Below are 17,792 nucleotides of genomic sequence, written 5' to 3' on the forward strand. Positions count from 1 at the left end.
TATTCCCCTAAGCTCAGACAGTTTCGTTCAGTACCAGTGCCAGCAGCGCCTGGCGTGCATAGACCCCGTTCTCAGCCTGCTGGAAGTAGCAAGCGTGGGGAGTCTTGTCGACCGCTACATCGATCTCGTCGACGCGGGGCAGGGGATGCAGGATCTTCATGGTGGGCTTGGCCCCTTCCAGGGTTGCCAGCTCCAGAATGAACTTGGCAGCCATGTGCTTGTATTCGGTCTCGTCGAAGCGCTCTTTCTGGACGCGGGTCATGTAGAGGATGTCCAGCTCCGGCATCACCTCTTCCATGGTCTGGTGGACGCTGAACTGGATGCCCTTCTCTTCCAGCTCTTCGCAGATGTAGTCCGGCATCGCCAGCGCTTCCGGGGAGATGAAGAAGAAGCGGCAGTTGAACAGGCTGAGTGCCTGGGCCAGCGAGTGCACGGTGCGGCCATATTTCAGGTCACCGACGAAGGCGACGTTGAGGTTGTCCAGACGGCCCTGGGTCTCATGGATGGTGAACAGGTCGAGCAGGGTCTGGCTCGGATGCTGGTTGGAGCCGTCGCCGCCGTTGATGACCGGCACGCGGGAGAACTCGGAGGCCAGACGGGCCGCGCCCTCTTTCGGGTGGCGCATCACCACCGCATCCGAGTAGGAGCCGATGATTTTGATGGAGTCAGCCAGCGTCTCGCCCTTCTTGGCGCTGGTGTTGCCACCGTCGGCGAAGCCGATGATGTTGCCGCCAAGGCGCTGTACCGCGGTCTCGAAGGAGAGGCGGGTGCGGGTGGAGGCTTCGAAGAAGCAGCTGGCAACCAGCTTGTCTTTCAACAGGCTGGTGTCAGGTTCAGCCTTCAACCGTTGTGCGGTTGAGACTACCAGTTCCATTTCTGACCGGGTCAGGTCCGAAATGGAGATGACATGTTTCTTATAGAGTGGATTGGTCATCGTCTGCATTCCCTTTGACATCATTGGAGGTTTTTCGGGCACAAAAAAAAGCCCCTGAAACAGGGGCTTTTTTTAAAAATAACTGGGGATCGTTGGGGTGGGAACCGGAAACAACGGGGACGCTCTGGTGCGCACCACCCGTCTGCAAGGCTGTTTTCTGAATCAAAAACTGCATCGTTTCTTCCCGACCTTTTTCAAAACCGGACAGATTATAGGGCCGCTTTTTTAATTGTCAAAATTTTATTTCCGATGCCAATTTCAGCATGAAAAACGTTTAAGTGGCGGAAACATGACGACAAATCCACACCTTGTGCGTCTCTTGCAGCGATTCCCCATCGCGGGCCATGGCGCGCAAATAACCGAGTCGGTGGTGTCCTTCCAGCAAGCAGTAGGGTTGCGGCAGCGGTTGCCCGTTCGGGTAGCTGGCACCCTCTTCCGGCACCAGCACGATGACAGGTTCGGGCCAGGTGCCGTCGCTCAGCATCTTCTCGCCGAGCCAGGAGCGGCGCACATAGCGATTGCTGCGCAGCATCTCGCCCCAGCGCTCGATCACCTCCATATGGCGGGAGTCCACCTGATCCACCAGCTGCGCGGTGGGCCAGCTTTCACAGGTGAACTGATGGCTGGCGAGATCGATGAAGCTCCAGTTGGACTCAAAACCGCGCCAATGACGGTAAATCCACTGGGAGAGCACATTTTCAGGAATAAAGGGCACCAGCGGCGCGACCCGTTCAAGATAGGCGGGCAGGGCTTCTGTCTTGCGTTCATCCCTGAAATTGAGGGGCGCCAATTGTTGGAGCAGTCGGTAATTGAGCATAAGTGGCCTCCCGGTACCTGATTTCACCCTACCCCCATTTATGTCCCATTCCTACCCCGGCAGGGCTGCAAATACAGCAAGTTATCCCGCTTTGCTGCACAAACAAGCGCGACTTGTTCGGGATTTGTGCAATCGCATTGAAAGTGTGAAAAAAGCCTTTACCTTTGAAACCCGCTTTGTATACTACGCCTCGTTTGTTGCAGGGGCGTAGTTCCAATTGGTAGAACAGCGGTCTCCAAAACCGATGGTTGCGGGTTCGAGTCCTGCCGCCCCTGCCATTATCAGAAAGGCCAGCTCATTGAGCTGGCCTTTCGCATTTCCGGCGTTCACCGTCTGTCCCTCCCGCCCCCTGTTTCTTCTCCTGATTGCTCCACTGCTGGATAGCATGGAATAGCGAGCAACCAACTTATGGTAGCAATCTCTGTTGTTGATAGATGTAAAAATATACGGATTCACTAAAGTCTGTTCATATTGCGGCCGATAGCCTTTGATACATCAGGGTATTCCCTGCCTGACACAACAACAAGGATTCGTCGTCATGACCCTCTCTCTGCGCGGCAAGCTGCTGGCCACCAGTCTTGGCGTAGTGCTGCTGATGGCATCACTGCTCGGCATCGTTGCCTTTCACACCCTAAAATCCCGCACCATGAGCGCCATCCAGAGCGAGGCGGTCAACTATGGCCACGCCTACTCGGTCGCCATCGGCGAATGGATGACGGATCGCAAGAACACCGTCCATGCGCTGGTCAACCTGATCAGCGATAACCCCCAAGCCGAGCTGGTGCCGCACCTGAAGCAGGCCTACACCTCGGGCGGCTTCGGCCTCACCTATTTTGGCTCCGCGCAGGGGGTGATGACCCGGCAGGACCCCTCCCTCAACACCGGTAACTATGACCCGCGCGAGCGCCCCTGGTATCAGGATGCGGTGAAAGCGGGGCAGCTCATCGTCACCGCCCCCTATGTCAGCGTCACCATGCAGAAGCTGGTGGTCACTCTTTCCGAGCCGGTGCGCCATCAGGGCGAGCTGGTCGGTGCCGTGGGGGCCAACCTGGCGCTCGACAAGCTGATCGACGAAGTGCTGGCGATGAAGGTGCAGGGTGAGGGCTATGCCATGCTGCTGGACAGTAGCGGCCTCATCGTCGGCCATCCGCAGAAGGATTTGGCGCTCAAGCCCATCGCCGAGCTGGCGCCGGGACTCTCTGCCGCCACCTTCCAGCAGTGGGGCCGTGAAAACAGCGAGCTGCACGCCGCCACCCTCGACGGGCGGGATGTGCTGCTGGCGGTACAACCGGTACCGGGCACCGACTGGCTGCTGGCCATGGTGATGTATCGCGATGTGCTGGAGGCGCCGCTCAGCAGCCTGCTGTGGGAGCTGGTGGGGCTGACGCTGGTGCTGATGCTGGTGTTCAGCGCCCTGCTCACCGCCACCTTCAAATACCTGTTCGCCGATCTCGGTCGGGTCGCGCACGCCCTGCACGACATTGCCCACGGCGAGGGGGATCTCACCGTTCACATCAACACTCACAGCAAGGATGAGGTGGGTCAGCTGGCCCAGAACTTCAACCAATTCGTGGCGCGGCTGCACGGTATCGTCAGCCGGTTGCGGGATGTGACCGTCGAGCTGGCGGCCCAGTCTCGCGCTCAGGCGGCCGGGGCGCAGGCCCGCAGTCAGCGGGTGCGCCAGCAGCAGGATGAGATCGTGATGGTGGCGACCGCGGTGACCGAGATGGCTTCCGCTACCCAGGAGATCGCCGGTAACGCCGAGTTTGCCGCCACTACCGCCACCGATGCGGTCGCACTGGCGGTCGCCGGCCAATCCCAGGTTGGCCAGAGTCAGCGCAGCATTACCGGTCTGGCGGACGAAGTGGCCGATGCCAGCCAGATCATCAATGAGCTCGACAGCCATGCCCAGAAGATCAGCGGCATTCTGGCGACCATCAGCGGCATCGCCGAGCAGACCAACCTGCTGGCGCTCAACGCGGCCATCGAGGCTGCGCGGGCTGGTGAGCAGGGCCGCGGCTTCGCGGTAGTCGCGGACGAGGTGCGGGTGCTGTCACGCCGTACCCACGACTCCACCGACGAGATCCAGCAGATGATCGAGACCCTGCAGCAGACCACCCGTCGCGCCGTGGGTGGCATGGAGACCAGCCGTCAGCTGGCGGGTACCAGCGTCGAGGATGCGGAAGCGGCCAACCAGAGCCTTGCCCGGATCAACGAGGCAATCGGCTCCATCAGCGACATGGCGACCCAGATCGCGGCGGCGGCCGAGGAGCAGACTTCGGTGACCGGCGAGATCAGCCGCAATACCGAGAATATCCGCCACGTCTCGCAAGAGCTGGCCGAGCAGGCGGGCAGCGAGGCGGCGCAGGCGGCCGAACTCAAGTCGTTGACCGAGCGGCTGGAGCAGGAGATCGGCCGTTTCCGGCTCTGATCCTCAGGCCATCTTCCATGAAAAAGGGCAGCCCGCGGGCTGCCCTTTCTTATTGTCGCTGACCGTCAGGCGGCGCTCTCCAGCTGCGCCAGATGGAAGGCACGCCAGTTGCCGTCGGGCAGGTAGTGCTTGCCCTGCTGCCAACTGGGATCGTGCTGTACCACGTAGCGGTAGTGGTAGGTCTGCTGCTGGCCGACATAACGCCCCTGCGTCGGGTCGAAGATCTCCACCTCGATGAGCTGGCGCAGATATTCGCTCTGGGGATCATCTTCACCGTGGAAGTTCTCCATCTCGTCGAGGGCCGCGATGGCGGCAGGGAAGTCGTCCAGCACAAAAAGCTCACCATAAACCCAGTCATCCCCCTGCAGCAGGGCGGGGTAGCCCTTGTGCTGCAGATGATAGAGGGCACCGCGCACCCGGGCGCGCCGCGGCGCTTGGCTCACGTGGTGAGCCAGATAGCGGCGGTAGTTGAACAGCCCGTCCATCAGGCTGCCGTAGACGAACAGCGGGCGTGGCTGGCAAAGGCTCATGAGATCTCGCCGCCCACGACCTTGATATCGCCATCCTGCTGCAGCACCACCGCCTCGATGGCCAGCGCCAGAGCGCGGGTAATGTCGCTCATGGCGAGGCAGGGCTGGTTCACCTTGTCCGCTACCTGCTCGGTGATGTAGGGAACGTGGATAAATCCGCCGCGCACCGCCGGGAACTCTTTTTCAATCAGGTAGTGCAGCTGGTACATGATGTGGTTGCAGACGAAGGTGCCGGCGGTGTTGGAGACCGCCGCCGGAATGCCGTTCTCCTTGATGCGCTGCACCATCCCCTTGAGGGGCAGACGGGAGAAGTAGGCCGGAGCACCATCGGCCTGAATCACTTCGTCGATGGGTTGCTGCTGCTCGTTGTCGGGGATGCGGGCATCGTCGATGTTGATGGCGACCCGCTCCGGGGTAATGGCGAAGCGGCCGCCCGCCTGACCGACGTTGATCACCACGTTGGGCTGGTACTGGCGCATCAGCTCTGCCAGCAGGGTGGCTGACTTGCCAAAGACGGTGGGGATCTGCGCCTTGATCACTGTGGCGTCCAGAATGGTTTCCGGCAGGCGTTTGACCGCCTCCCATGCCGGGTTGATGGGCTCGCCGCCGAAGGGGTCAAAACCGGTAATCAGTACTTTCATCATCTTCTCCCGAATGGTCAGAATGCCCAGAAATACATGAGGGCGATATGGATCAGCACCAGCGTCAGCGCCATCGGCACCTGCACCTTGATCACCTTGTTGAGATCCTTCATCTCCAGCAGGGCGGCGGGCAGGGCGTTGAAGTTGGCTGCCATGGGGGTCATCAGGGTGCCGCAGAAGCCGGCGGTCATCGCCAGCGCACCGGCTAACACCGGGTCACCGCCTTGGGCGATGACGAAGGGGATGCCGATGCCGGCGGTGATGACGGTGAAGGCGGCATAGGCGTTGCCCATGATCATGGTGAAGACCATCATGCCGAGGCAGTAGGCCACCACCCCGACGAAGGGGCTGCCGACCGGCACTACGGTTGAGATCCCGTGGGAGATGACATCGCCGACGCCGGATGTGTTGAAGATCACCCCGAGCGCAGCCAGCAGTTGCGGCAGAATGCCGGTGATGCCGACCTGCTGGATCATCCGGTCGGAGTCACCCACTACGGTGGAGGGGGTGGCCCGGGTCAGCAGTACCGTGATGACGAAGGCGATGACCGCCGCCAGACCGATACCGACCTGACCGCCAAGGGGGGTGAACTGGGCGATCACCACCGCCAGCACGGCCAGCAGGATGCAGGGGAGGAAGATCCGGTTGCCGATGCGGTTGGCGTGGCGCTGGGACTCCTCCTCGCTCGCCTGCTCCAGCTTGCCGATCTTCACCTGCTTGAGCAGGGTGATGGCCCCCATGGCGAGGATCAGCACGCCATTGATGACATTGGGGATATAGCTGCCGAAGGCGAACAGCACACCCAGGATGGTCCAGAACAGGGCGGTGCCGATCTTGGCCGGGTGGCTGGGGTCACGCAGGACGCGCCAGGCGCTGCTGAACAGGATGACGCCGATCAGCACATAAAAGAATTCGAGCATGTTGGGGATGAGGGTCGCCATTATTGTTGCCCCTCCTTGTCGCTGCTCACGGTATATGTCTTGGCCATCTGACGGTCAAACCACATATTGGAAATAGCCACCATCAGCAGGGCAATAATGGCTATTGGCATGGATGCCTTGGCAATATCGACGGCAGAGACGCTATATCCAAGAGATTCAAATGTACCGACGATCAGCAATACCCCGGCTGAGGCGACGAAGGTATTCTGGGCAAAGAAGTTGCCGTAGTTTTCGGTGGCGGAAACCCGCGCCTTGATATATTCCTCATCCTCTTCGCTTAATTTGCCGTGCACCTTGGTAGCAGCAGCCTGAGTCATAGGGTTGACCAGCGGACGAATAAACTGGGTGTGACCCTGAACCCGCACCGAGAAGAGGCCGGCCAGTTCGCGGATAAACATATAGAGGGTCATGAACTTGCCCGGGGTGAGTTTCTTGATCCGCTCGATCAGGGTGACTGCCTGCTGTTTCAGACCGTAGCGTTCACAGATGCCGATCATCGGCAGGGTCAGCAGAAACAGCGTCACCATGCGGTTGGAGACGAAGGCTTCACCCAGCAGGGAGAGGCAATCGGTCATGGATAGGCCGGAGACCAGCGCCGTGGTGACGGCGGCCACCAGTACGACGGCCAGAGTGTCGAGTTTGAAATAAAATCCCAATAAAATAATAAGAATTCCGCTTAATTTAATAAATTCCAATTAATCACCTCGTTAAAGTGAATATTTATATGCATTTTGGGGTGGCCGAGCTGTTTATCATCTGGTTACTGCGATGGCAACAAAAAATCCCCAAAAAGGGATTCGATTGGTTTCTTGTTGGGGCTTTTTGTCGGTTTATCGTTCGTTGGTAAATGGTGAGTCCTGCACCGTCCAGGCTATTTTGTTGCCCCCTAATCATTCATTCAGATTATTTTGGGGAGCCTGGCGACAATAAATATTGGGCTGACAATATGATCGCTATTCTCTTCCATTGATGGGTGATGGGTGATGGGTGATGGGTGATGGGTGATGGGGATTGTTGCGCAATGTCTATCTGGCAACCGTCAGCGAATGGCTGGGTATGGCGGTGGTTGTGCGGAGCAGGGTTGAGGAACTCGAGAGGGAAAGGCGGAGAGAACCGGTGGCGATGGCATCGCCACCGGTGCTGTCTCAGGGGGTCTGCTTGACCCAAATCAGCTGGTCGGTGGCAAAGCCCAGCGACTTCGCCTTGGCGACCAGCGCATCCACCTTCGCCTTGGGCGGGTTGGGTGAGCGGGAGAGGATCCAGAGGTAGTCGTGGTTGTAGCTGGTCACCAGCGAGAGCTGGTAATCGGGGTCGAGGTCGATGACGTTGTAGCCGCCGTAGAAGGGGCCGAAGAAACTCACCTTGAGCCGCGCCTCGTCCGGGTTGCCGACGAAGTAGGCCTTGCCCTCGGCTTCGCGCCAGCTGCCATCGCTCTGCTTGCCGCGGTTGAGCACCTTGACGCCGCCATCGTCCCGCAGGCTGTAGGTGGCGCTCACCTGCTCCAGCCCCCGTTCGAAGCTGTGGTCGAGGCGGGCGATTTCGTACCAGGTGCCAAGATAACGGTCGAGCTGGAAGCCAGTAACGGGGCGAATGCCGTCGGCAATCCCGGTACAGGCCGTCAGCAGTAAAGCGGTGAACAGGCAAAGCAGTGAACGCATAAGTAATCCCTTTCTTGTTATCCCTCGATGATGCGCAGCTGGCCATCCCGGAAGCGGGAGGCCTGATCCGTCGGCGTGCTGCCGAAGAAGCGCTTGTACTCCCGACTGAACTGGGAGTTGCTCTCGTAACCGACTCTGGCCGCCGCGGTGCCCGCCTTGATGCCATCGTGCAGCATCATCATCCGCGCCTTGTGCAGGCGAAACGACTTGATGTACTGCAGCGGCGAGGTGGCAGTGACCGCCTTGAAGTGGTGGTGAAAGGCGGAGATGCTCATGTTCACCTCTCGCGCCAGCTCCTCCATGGTGAGGTTGTCGGCATAACGGGACTCTATCATACGCAGCACCCGGGCGATCTGGCCCACATGGTTGTGGCGATTGGCGAGCGCCTGCAGCGCCGGGCCTCCCCCCTCGGTGAGGGCGTGGAACAGCATCTCCCGCACCGTCTGCGGCCCCAGCACCCTGGCGTGCAACGGGTTGTCCATCAGCTCGATCAGTCGCTCGGCGGCGCAAAACATGGTTTCCGACAGGGGGACCGAGTGGACGCCGCTCTTTTGTGGCGCGGGGGCGGGTAGGGCATCGCCCAGCTCCAGCAGCAGCTCTTGCAGGGTTACCAGATCGATCTCGATGGTAAAACCGATAAGCGGCTGCTCGGGGGAGGCGAAGCACTCGCACTCGCAGGGCAGCGGCAGGGTCATCAGCAGATAGTGGTTGGGGTCGTAGCGAAACACTTGATCCGCCAGATAACCCACCTTGTGTCCCTGCAGGATAACGATCATCCGCGGTTGGTAGAGCACCGGGGTGCGGCCATGGTGCTCAGTGGTATAGATGAGGTTGACCTGTTTCACCGGTGATGGGGTGATGCCGGGGGCGGTGACGTGGCGGGTCAATCTGGTTGCGAGGTCGCTGTAACGGTTTTGCATGTGCGCTCTTTGATTCGATAGTTCCGGTTTTTGCTGCTTTGTAGAAATAGGCAAGAATAAAGCAGAATGTTGTCTTGATGGTAGGGTGGTTATGGAGAAAAATGCAATCACGATTTCGCGGCCTGGCCGCCCTGACTATCAGAAGAAGGCAATGTCGATGAACAACTTTACTCTCCATACCCCGACCAAAATCCTGTTCGGCCAAGGGCAGATCGCCCAGTTGCGCGAGCAGCTTCCGAGCGATGCCCGCGTCATGATCACCTACGGTGGCGGCAGCGTGGTACGCAGCGGCCTGCTGGAACAGATCCGCAACGAGCTGGCTGGCATGACCCTGTTTGAATTTGGCGGCATCGAGCCGAACCCGGCCTACGAGACCCTGATGGGCGCCGTGGAGCTGGCCCGTGCCGAGCGGGTCGACTTCCTGCTCGCCGTTGGCGGTGGTTCCGTGCTCGATGGCACCAAGTTTATCGCCGCTGCCGCGCACTACGATCTGGCCAAGGATCCCTGGCACATTCTCGAGACCGTCGGCAGCGAAGTGCGTTCCGCCATCCCGCTTGGTTCTGTGCTGACCCTGCCGGCGACCGGTTCCGAAATGAACATGGGGGCCGTCATCACCCGTCGCAGCAGTGGTGACAAGGTGCACTTCTTTTCGCCGTTCGTGATGCCGCGCTTCGCCGTGCTGGATCCGGTGCTCACCTACACCCTGCCCGAGCGTCAGGTGGCGAACGGGGTAGTGGATGCTTTCGTCCACATAGTGGAGCAGTACCTCACCTATCCGGTCAATGCCAAGGTGCAGGATCGCTTCGCTGAAGGCTTGCTGCTGACCTTGATCGAAGAGGGCCCCAAGGCGCTGGCCGAACCGCACAACTACGAGGTGCGCGCCAACATCATGTGGAGCGCCACCATGGCGTTGAACGGCCTGATCGGCGCCGGTGTGCCGCAGGATTGGGCCACCCACATGCTGGGTCACGAGCTGACTGCCCTGCACGGCCTCGACCACGCCCAGACTCTGGCGGTGGTGCTGCCCGCCCTGCTGCAGGCCAAGCGCAAACAGAAACATGCCAAGCTGCTGCAATACGCAGAGCGGGTGTGGGGTCTGAACAGCGGCAGCGAAGCGGAGCGCATCGACGATGCCATCGCCGCGACCCGCGACTTCTTCGAGCGGATGGGGGTCAAGACCCGACTGCGTGACTACGGTCTGAAAGATCTGGGTATCGACACCCTGATCGGCAAGCTGGGTGAGCACGGCATGACCCGTCTGGGCGAGCACAGCGACATCGATCTGGTGCAGAGCCAGCATATTTATGAAGCGGCCTGGTAAGGGCCGCCAATCGGTGCCAAACGGGCGAAACGATTGAATTGTCGGGGCCCTCTCCCGCCTTCTGGCGGCAGAGTGGCCCCGCTTTTGTTGGGAAAATGTTACTTTTCGGCGTTTCGCTGCGAGAAGTGCGACGAAAGCGGATTTCGTAAGAACAAAAAACGCTAAGATAGAGGGCCGGTAAAACATTTTTTTTGACTGGTTGGATCACTTTTTTCAGCCGTTTTTACTGGTATAAGCCTCTAATTTGGTTTGTTTTTTTTAATCGTAGCCAGGGATGGGCTGAATTCTGTACGAGTGCCGTCGGGACTGCGGTTGTAATAAAACTCCAAAATTTGATACTAATCACCTTCGCGCCTGAAAAGCGGGGGCCTGACCATGACAGGAGGTTGAGGTAAAGCCTACTGATTTTCATAACAAAGAGCCCTGGACCTGCACTTTGGTCATGTCTTGTTTCGTCAGAAGTGAGACACTGGGCAGCGATTGTTTATTAACCATCAGGGAATAGTCATGCAGATTGGAATACCGAGAGAGAGTCTCGCCGGTGAGACCCGGGTCGCAGCGACCCCGGCTACCGTCGAGCAGCTGAAAAAGCTCGGCTTCGAGGTCGCCATCGAGACCGGCGCAGGCCTGTCGGCCAGCTTCGATGATGCCGCCTTCGAGGCTGCCGGTGCCAGCGTGGTGCCGAATGTCTGGCAAGCCGACCTTATCTTCAAGGTCAATGCGCCGACCGATGCCGAGATCGCACAAATTAAAGATGGCGCCACTCTGGTGAGCTTCATCTGGCCTGCCCAGAACCCTGAGCTGGTCAAGAAGCTGTCCGAGCGCAACATCAATGTGATGGCGATGGATATGGTGCCGCGGATCTCCCGTGCCCAGTCCCTCGATGCCCTCTCCTCCATGGCCAACATCGGTGGCTATCGCGCCGTGGTTGAAGCTGCGCACCAGTTTGGTCGCTTCTTCACCGGTCAAATCACCGCAGCCGGTAAAGTGCCGCCTGCCAAGGTACTGGTGATTGGTGCCGGTGTTGCCGGTCTGGCTGCCATCGGTACGGCCGGTTCCCTCGGTGCCATCGTGCGTGCGTTCGATACCCGTCTGGAAGTGGCCGAGCAGATCGAATCCATGGGTGGGGAATTCCTCAAGCTGGACTTCGGTGGCGAAGACGGCGCATCCAGTGATGGTTACGCCAAAGTCATGTCTGATGAGTTCATCAAGGCCGAGATGGAGCTGTTCGCCCAGCAGGCCAAAGAGGTGGACATCATCATCACCACCGCCCTGATCCCGGGCAAGCCGGCTCCCAAGCTGATCACCAAAGAGATGGTCGACAGCATGAAGCCGGGCTCAGTCATCGTGGACATGGCCGCTCAGGCTGGCGGTAACTGTGAATACACGGTTCCGGGTGAACTGCATGTCACCGACAACGGCGTCAAGGTGATCGGTTACACCGATCTGCCGGGTCGTTTGCCTGCCCAATCCTCCCAGCTCTACGGTACCAACCTGGTCAACCTGATGAAGCTGATGTGCAAGGAGAAGGACGGCAACGTCGCTATCGACTTCGAAGACGTGGTTCAGCGCAACATGACGGTGATCCAGGCCGGTGAAGTGACCTTCCCGCCGCCCGCCATCTCCGTCTCTGCCGCCCCGCAGAAACCGGCCGCCGCCAAACCGGCCGCCAAGAAGGAAGAGGCCAAGCCCTCCAACAAGAAGTTCGTGTTCGGTGCCATCGGTATCGCCGCCTTCGGCTGGATCGCCTCCGTTGCCCCGGCAGCCTTCCTCTCCCACTTCACCGTATTCATCCTGGCCTGTGTGGTCGGTTACTACGTGGTGTGGAACGTCTCGCACGCCCTGCATACGCCGCTGATGTCGGTCACCAATGCCATCTCCGGCATTATCGTGGTCGGTGCCCTGCTGCAGATCGGGCAAGGGTCGACTCTGGTTACCGCGCTGGCGTTCATCGCCGTGCTGATTGCCAGTATCAACATCTTCGGCGGCTTCACCGTCACTCAGCGCATGCTGAAGATGTTCCGTAAGGATTAAGGGGGTTTAACGTGTCTCAAGGACTGGTAACAGCATCCTATATCGTTGCCGCCGTGCTCTTCATCCTCAGTCTCGCGGGACTGTCGAAGCAAGAAACGGCCAAGCATGGCAACCTGTTCGGTATCGCGGGTATGGCTATCGCCCTGCTCGCCACCGTATTCAACCCGGAGACCAGTGGTGTTCACTGGATCATCCTGGCCATGGTGATCGGCGGTGCCATCGGCGTGCGTCTGGCGCTCAAGGTCGAGATGACCGAGATGCCCGAGCTGGTGGCCGTGCTGCACAGCTTCGTGGGTATGGCAGCGGTGCTGGTGGGCTTCAACAGCTTCATCGATCTGCACCCTTCTGCACCTGCTGAGGTGGTCGTCTCCGTCGGTTCCAACCTGGATGCCACTCTGGCAGCCGCCCGTGCGGCGTTCGAGCAGGCCAACAGCGTTGCCCAGGTCGAGCACCTGACCGGCGCCATGCTGAACATCCATCTGGTCGAGATCTTCCTGGGCGTCTTCATCGGTGCCGTGACCTTCACCGGTTCCGTGGTTGCCTTCGGCAAACTGCGTGGTCTCATCTCCTCCAAGCCGCTGATGCTGCCGCACCGCCACAAGCTGAACCTGCTGGCCGTGGTCGCCTCGCTGGCGCTGATGCTCTACTTCGTCAACGCGGGCGGCTCTACCTTCGCCCTGCTGGTGATGACCCTGATCGCCTTCGCCTTCGGCTGGCATCTGGTTGCCTCCATCGGTGGCGCAGACATGCCGGTCGTGGTCTCCATGCTCAACTCCTACTCCGGTTGGGCGGCTGCGGCGGCGGGCTTCATGCTCTCCAACGACCTGCTGATCGTCACCGGTGCTCTGGTAGGTTCCTCCGGTGCGATCCTCTCTTACATCATGTGCAAGGCGATGAACCGCTCCTTCATCTCCGTGATCGCCGGTGGCTTCGGCTCCGATGGCGTGGCCTCCACGGCTGATCAGGAGATGGGCGAATACCGCGAAACCAGCGCCGAGGAAGTTGCTGACCTGCTGAAGAACTCCAGCTCCGTCATCATCACCCCGGGCTACGGTATGGCGGTGGCGCAGGCCCAGTATCCGGTGGCTGAAATCACCCAGAAGCTGCGTGATCGTGGCGTCAAGGTGCGTTTCGGTATCCACCCGGTTGCCGGTCGTCTGCCTGGCCACATGAACGTGCTGCTGGCGGAAGCGAAAGTGCCGTATGACATCGTGCTGGAAATGGACGAGATCAACGACGACTTCGCCGATACCGATACCGTGCTGGTGATTGGTGCCAACGACACCGTCAACCCGGCCGCGATGGAAGATCCGGGCAGCCCGATCGCCGGTATGCCGGTGCTGGAAGTGTGGAAAGCGCAGAATGTCATCGGCTTCAAGCGTTCCATGAACACTGGCTACGCCGGTGTCCAGAACCCGCTGTTCTTCAAGGAAAATACCCAGATGCTGTTTGGCGATGCCAAGGCCAGCGTCGAGGCAATCCTGAAAGCACTGTAAGTGCCGCTCAGAGAGTGAATATCAAGGAGGCTTCGGCCTCCTTTTTTATTGCTCATCCCTTGTATATCCTCAATCCATACGGACCATGAGGGATCTCCATGATGTGGTGTCAGGGTTGGCGAAGGATCGGGTTGTACGGCTGGCTGCTGGCCTCCCTGTTTGGTACTGGTTCGGCCGTGGCGACGAACGAGCCGCCGACTCTGACGCTGCTGACCGAGCTGTGGCCCCCTTATGTGATGCGTGGTGACAATGGCGAGCTGGCTGGCGCCGATCTCGATCTGGCCTGTACCGTGTTGCGCCAGATGGGTTATCGCACTGAAATCAGGGTGCTGCCCTGGAAGCGGGTTCTGCAGCAGGCCCGTCTCAAGCAGGGGGATGCGGTAGTCGACGTCTTCTTTGAACCTTCCCGCCAGCACTGGCTCCACTACCCCGAAGAGCCGCTCTCTTACAGCGGTGAAGTGCTCTTCTATCCATCGGCTCGTCCGGTGGATTTCAGGCAGCTCTCCGACCTCAAGGGGCTGCGGATAGGTATTCAGGAAGATTATGCCTACAGCCCCGATTTTCTGACCGATCCCGGGGTGATCCGGATGCCGATGACGGGGGAGGGGAATGCCATCAAACAGCTGCATCTGATGATGGCCGGTCGGCTGGACGGGGTGGTGCTCAACGAGCGGGTCGGTCGCTACTTGCTGCATACCCAGGGGCTGCAGGATCAGGTGAGCCATGGCTCGCGCCTGCTGACCGACGACAACCGCAACTTCCTCGCGTTTACCCACAAGCCCGGCCACGACCAGCTGGCTATCCGCTTCTCCTCTGCCCTCAAGGCGTTCAAACAGACCCCCGCCTACAAGCAGCTGCTGGCCCGCTACCATCTCTAGGCAGCCCCTCCGTCTGTGCGTTACATCACAATTTGTCGCGCTTTGTTAAAAGATGGGCATAATGGCGCTGAAAAAGCGATGTTGCGCAACTTAATTTGATTTTATTGATATTAAAATCAAATTAAGTTGATTGGTATGGGCTGTCATCAGACGGCCACCTCTCTCGCGACGCCACGGCGACGCGTTCCTGCTTGATGCTGACCCAGTGTCACCCTTTTTTACCATGCTGTTGCCTGTGGCGATGACAGGTATTGCACTACCAAGATGAGAATGCACAGATGAAACCACAATGGACCGACTTTGTTACCCTGCTCAAGCGTGAAGTGGTGCCCGCCCTGGGCTGTACCGAGCCGATGTCGGTGGCGCTGGCGGCGGCCAACTGCCGCAAGCTGCTGGGGGAGACCCCGACCCGCATCAGCGTCTGGGTCAGTGGCAATCTGTTCAAGAACGGCATGGGGGTCGGGGTACCGGGCACCGGCATGATCGGTCTACCGGTGGCCGCTGCGGTCGGCATCACAGGGGGCAATCCCGATGCCGGGCTGGAGGTGCTCAAGACCCTCACACCAGAACAGGTGGAAGCGGCCAAGGCGCTGCTGCCGGTGATCAAGGTGGATGTTAAGGATGTGCCGGACGTGCTCTACGCCGAGGTTCTGGCCGAAGTTGAAGGGCACAGTGCCCGGGTGGTGATCTGCACCGACCACACCCGTATCATCCTGATGGAGAAGGATGGCGAGGTTCTGATGGAGCAGGCCAGTGCCCCCGGCGTGCAGATCCAGCCAGCCAAATCCGCCAAACCGACCATGACCCTGCGGGAGATCGTCGATTTTGCATTGGAAGTGCAGCTGGCGGAGATCGACTTTATCCGCGAGGCCGCCACCATGAATCAGGCGCTGGCAGATGAAGGGTTGCAGGGTTACGGCCTGAAGATTGGCAAGATCCTCACCGAACAGGTGGAGCGCAAGCTGCTCTCCGATGACCTGATGACGCTGGCGATGCGCCTCTCCTCCGCCGCCTCCGATGCGCGGATGGATGGTGCCATGCTGCCCGCCATGTCCAACTCCGGTTCTGGCAATCAGGGCATTGCCGCCACCATGCCGGTGGTCGCGGCCGCCCGCTTCCTCAAGGCGAGCGACGAGCAGCTGACCCGGGCACTGGTGATGAGCCATCTGGTGGCCATCTACATCAAGACCTATCAGAACAAGCTGTCGGCCCTCTGCGCCGCCAGTACCGCCGCCATGGGTGCCGGTGCCGCCATTACTTGGCTGCTGGGCGGCCAGTATCAGCAGATCAGCCACTGCATCAACAACATGATTGGCGATGTCTCCGGCATCATCTGCGACGGCGCGGGCAGCGCCTGCTCCATGAAGGTCTCCACCTCCACCTCGGCGGCGGTAAAGTCTTCGCTGATGGCCATCAACAACCTGCATGTCCCCCAGAGCGAGGGGATCGTTTCCGATGATGTGGACCAGACCATCGCCAATCTGGGCCGCCTCTCCAAAGAGGGGATGCTGGATACCGACATCGAAATCATCAACATCATGCGAGCGAAACAGCAGAAGCAGTGAATCTGTGACAAGGGGGCGATAGACCCCCTTGTTCTTGTCACGACGGCGCAGACCGTCTGACACGGTTGCCAGGGCAAGCATGGCGCTTGCTCTTGTTTCTCGGGCGCAAGCCCGCTTTTTGGGGAGTCATACCATGACATTTAGCGTTATCGGCAATCTGGCCATCGCCGCCATCTTGCTGTTCTTTCTCTACCGGTTACAGGAAAAACATGTGAGCTTCACCCGCCGGGTATTTGCCGGTCTGGGGCTCGGTATTCTGTTCGGCGCCGCGTTGCAACTGCTTTACGGTGCTGGTTCGTCCGTCATTGTTCAGACCATCGACTATCTGGATATTGTGGGTAGCGGCTATGTGAAGCTGCTGCAGATGATCATCATCCCGCTCATCATGGTCTCCATCATCAGCGCTATCTTGAAGCTCAATGGCGGCACTGCGCTGGGCAAGATCAGTGCCATGACCATAGGCGTGCTGATCTTCACCACCGCTATCGCCGCCGGGGCGGGCATCCTGATGTCCAACCTGTTTGGCCTGACCGCTGAAGGGCTCACCTCCGGTGCCGCCGAGAGCGCCAGGGGCGCCGCGCTGCAGACCACCCTCGGCAGCGTCGAGAGCATGTCTTTCGCCAAGATGATGCTTGAGTTTATTCCGGCCAACCCCTTCCTCGACATGACTGGCGCGCGCAAGACCTCCACCATCGCCGTGGTGATCTTCTCCATCTTCATCGGCCTCTCTGCCACCGGCATCGCCCGCAAGAAGCCGGAGATTTTCGCCAGCTTCAGCCACTTCGTGGCCGTGGCCCACGCCATTGTGATGCGGATGGTGACTCTGGTGCTGCGCCTGACCCCGTTCGGCGTACTGGCGCTGATGACCAAGGTGGTCTCCGGTTCCAACTACGCGGATATTCTCAACCTGCTCAGCTTTGTGATGGCCTCTTACGGCGCCATAGCCATCATGTTTGTCGTGCACCTGCTGCTGGTGAGCATGGTTGGCATCAACCCGCTGCGCTTCCTCAAGAAGATCACTCCGGTGCTGGCGTTTGCATTCACCTCTCGTACCAGTGCGGGCTCCATTCCGATGAACGTGCAGACCCAGACCAAGTCGCTGGGTATTCCTGAGGGGATCGCCAACTTCGCTGCCTCCTTCGGTTCCACCATCGGCCAGAACGGCTGTGCCGGTATCTATCCGGCGATGCTGGCTGTGATGATTGCACCGACTGTCGGGGTCAACCCGATGGATCCCGGCTTTATCATGACCCTGATCGCCATCATCACCGTCAGCTCCTTCGGGGTGGCCGGGATTGGCGGTGGCGCCACTTTTGCCGCGCTGATCGTGCTCTCTGCGCTGGACTTCCCGGTGGCGCTGGCCGGGCTGCTCATCTCCATCGAGCCGCTGATCGACATGGGTCGTACCGCGCTCAACGTCTCCGGCTCCATCACCGCAGGGACGGTGACCAGCCGCCTGATGGGCGAGACTGACATGCATGTCTTCAACAGCGATCACGAAGTGAGTCTGGACGGCGAAGAGTCCACCGTCTGATTTGCTGTCGGTTGATCTGCCCGTGGAAAGGGGCGACTCTTTCCCGTCATAGACCGCAGGGAGGGCATGCCCTCCCTGCGCCATTGAGAGGA

16 protein-coding genes and 1 tRNA gene are annotated in these 17,792 nt (G+C 59.7%); 8 read left to right on the plus strand and 9 right to left on the minus strand.

The genetic code is table 11. From position 1 onward, the window contains the following. Window positions 1–13: 13 nt before the first annotated feature. From pyrB to G5154_RS11985, 3 genes are all read right to left on the minus strand, one after another. Window positions 14–934 (minus strand): aspartate carbamoyltransferase, encoded by a 921-nt coding sequence (gene pyrB, locus G5154_RS11975; RefSeq protein WP_005339735.1) that lies wholly within the window; start codon window positions 932–934, stop codon window positions 14–16. Then, entirely contained in the window at window positions 915–1,109 is a 195-nt protein-coding gene (locus G5154_RS11980) for a hypothetical protein (RefSeq protein WP_421250913.1), read from the minus strand. The genes pyrB and G5154_RS11980 overlap by 20 nt, the downstream gene beginning before the upstream one ends. A gap of 99 nt (window positions 1,110–1,208) precedes the next feature. After that, window positions 1,209–1,751: a hypothetical protein gene (locus G5154_RS11985; RefSeq protein ID WP_421250912.1), complete on the minus strand. Its 543-nt coding sequence runs from the start codon at window positions 1,749–1,751 to the stop codon at window positions 1,209–1,211. A 201-nt stretch (window positions 1,752–1,952) separates the two neighbouring features. Between G5154_RS11985 and G5154_RS11990 the strand changes: the two genes are divergently transcribed. Both G5154_RS11990 and G5154_RS11995 read left to right on the plus strand, forming a co-directional pair. Further along, window positions 1,953–2,029, plus strand: a tRNA-Trp gene (locus G5154_RS11990). Between the two features lie 260 nt (window positions 2,030–2,289). Next, window positions 2,290–4,182, plus strand: a complete 1,893-nt coding sequence (locus G5154_RS11995) for a methyl-accepting chemotaxis protein (protein ID WP_064338951.1) — start codon at window positions 2,290–2,292, stop codon at window positions 4,180–4,182. Between the two features lie 65 nt (window positions 4,183–4,247). Here G5154_RS11995 and G5154_RS12000 read toward each other — a convergent pair whose 3' ends face one another. From G5154_RS12000 to G5154_RS12025, 6 genes are all read right to left on the minus strand, one after another. Beyond that, window positions 4,248–4,712: a gamma-glutamylcyclotransferase family protein gene (locus tag G5154_RS12000; protein WP_421250911.1), complete on the minus strand. Its 465-nt coding sequence runs from the start codon at window positions 4,710–4,712 to the stop codon at window positions 4,248–4,250. After that, window positions 4,709–5,356: a pyroglutamyl-peptidase I gene (pcp, locus tag G5154_RS12005; protein WP_421250910.1), complete on the minus strand. Its 648-nt coding sequence runs from the start codon at window positions 5,354–5,356 to the stop codon at window positions 4,709–4,711. The genes G5154_RS12000 and pcp overlap by 4 nt, the downstream gene beginning before the upstream one ends. A 14-nt stretch (window positions 5,357–5,370) precedes the next feature. Continuing rightward, window positions 5,371–6,294 carry a DUF979 domain-containing protein gene (locus G5154_RS12010; RefSeq protein ID WP_421250909.1) on the minus strand — a complete coding sequence of 308 codons (924 nt, stop codon included), beginning with the start codon at window positions 6,292–6,294 and terminating at the stop codon, window positions 5,371–5,373. After that, window positions 6,294–6,989 carry a DUF969 domain-containing protein gene (locus tag G5154_RS12015; protein ID WP_005341931.1) on the minus strand — a complete coding sequence of 232 codons (696 nt, stop codon included), beginning with the start codon at window positions 6,987–6,989 and terminating at the stop codon, window positions 6,294–6,296. The genes G5154_RS12010 and G5154_RS12015 overlap by 1 nt, the downstream gene beginning before the upstream one ends. A gap of 450 nt (window positions 6,990–7,439) precedes the next feature. Further along, the gene (locus tag G5154_RS12020; protein WP_005356301.1) at window positions 7,440–7,952 is read right to left on the minus strand and encodes a lipocalin family protein; all 513 of its coding nucleotides are present in this window, start codon (window positions 7,950–7,952) and stop codon (window positions 7,440–7,442) included. A 17-nt stretch (window positions 7,953–7,969) separates the two neighbouring features. Continuing rightward, window positions 7,970–8,872 (minus strand): AraC family transcriptional regulator, encoded by a 903-nt coding sequence (locus G5154_RS12025; protein ID WP_421250908.1) that lies wholly within the window; start codon window positions 8,870–8,872, stop codon window positions 7,970–7,972. Window positions 8,873–9,029: 157 nt separating this feature from the next. Between G5154_RS12025 and yqhD the strand changes: the two genes are divergently transcribed. The 6 genes from yqhD to G5154_RS12055 all read left to right on the plus strand — a co-directional run bounded on the left by yqhD (window position 9,030) and on the right by G5154_RS12055 (window position 17,700). Next, window positions 9,030–10,193 (plus strand): alcohol dehydrogenase, encoded by a 1,164-nt coding sequence (yqhD, locus tag G5154_RS12030; protein ID WP_005356302.1) that lies wholly within the window; start codon window positions 9,030–9,032, stop codon window positions 10,191–10,193. A gap of 507 nt (window positions 10,194–10,700) precedes the next feature. After that, on the plus strand, window positions 10,701–12,227 hold the full coding sequence (gene pntA, locus G5154_RS12035; protein ID WP_110304129.1) for a Re/Si-specific NAD(P)(+) transhydrogenase subunit alpha: 1,527 nt from the start codon (window positions 10,701–10,703) through the stop codon (window positions 12,225–12,227). An 11-nt stretch (window positions 12,228–12,238) separates the two neighbouring features. Further along, the gene (gene pntB, locus G5154_RS12040) at window positions 12,239–13,723 is read left to right on the plus strand and encodes a Re/Si-specific NAD(P)(+) transhydrogenase subunit beta (protein WP_236320159.1); all 1,485 of its coding nucleotides are present in this window, start codon (window positions 12,239–12,241) and stop codon (window positions 13,721–13,723) included. A 98-nt stretch (window positions 13,724–13,821) separates the two neighbouring features. Beyond that, window positions 13,822–14,601, plus strand: a complete 780-nt coding sequence (locus tag G5154_RS12045; RefSeq protein WP_421250907.1) for a substrate-binding periplasmic protein — start codon at window positions 13,822–13,824, stop codon at window positions 14,599–14,601. Between the two features lie 278 nt (window positions 14,602–14,879). Beyond that, complete coding sequence (locus G5154_RS12050) at window positions 14,880–16,166, plus strand: serine dehydratase subunit alpha family protein (protein WP_421250906.1); 1,287 nt, start codon at window positions 14,880–14,882, stop codon at window positions 16,164–16,166. A 133-nt stretch (window positions 16,167–16,299) separates the two neighbouring features. Beyond that, on the plus strand, window positions 16,300–17,700 hold the full coding sequence (locus G5154_RS12055) for an L-cystine transporter (RefSeq protein ID WP_005339766.1): 1,401 nt from the start codon (window positions 16,300–16,302) through the stop codon (window positions 17,698–17,700). The last annotated feature ends 92 nt before the right edge of the window (window positions 17,701–17,792 follow it).

Origin of the sequence: Aeromonas sp. 600527 (assembly GCF_049175415.1) — a bacterium.
GTDB lineage: Bacteria > Pseudomonadota > Gammaproteobacteria > Enterobacterales > Aeromonadaceae > Aeromonas > Aeromonas veronii_A.